The organism is Vibrio sp. 10N.222.48.A3 (genome assembly GCF_041475345.1).
Lineage (GTDB): Bacteria > Pseudomonadota > Gammaproteobacteria > Enterobacterales > Vibrionaceae > Vibrio > Vibrio tasmaniensis_A.
Genome location: NZ_JBFRVX010000892.1, coordinates 1 through 348, shown reverse-complemented (window position 1 = coordinate 348; position 348 = coordinate 1). Strand labels below are relative to the sequence as shown.

At 30.2% G+C, this 348-nt stretch carries 1 pseudogene; it reads right to left on the bottom strand.

The features are described 5' to 3' along the window. Nucleotides 1-290, bottom strand: a pseudogene (locus AB4653_RS21475) (hypothetical protein); the annotation flags it as partial. Between the last annotated feature and the right edge of the window lie 58 nt (nt 291-348).

Below are 348 nucleotides of genomic sequence, written 5' to 3'. Positions count from 1 at the left end.
CTAAATATCTTTTTCCATTTTCCGTTGTTGGAATCAAGCAATACTCGAATACTATTATAAATAACATCCACTTTATTATCCCACTCGAATCCTCCTATATGATTTTCATTAAAAATAGGATTATCAAATGTGGTTAGTAACTTAGAAACTTTACGCCTAGATAGATCATTTTCATCAAGCTTCACATTTGAACGATACGAGACAAGAATACGATTACCATATCCTAGGTATTCTAAGGTCTTCTTTATTACTTCAAAGTTTGTCTCAATTTTTTCTGGTTTTTTAAACATGCTATCTAAAACGTTAGAAATTAAAGAAACTATTGAGCTACTACGTTTGCTATTCTTC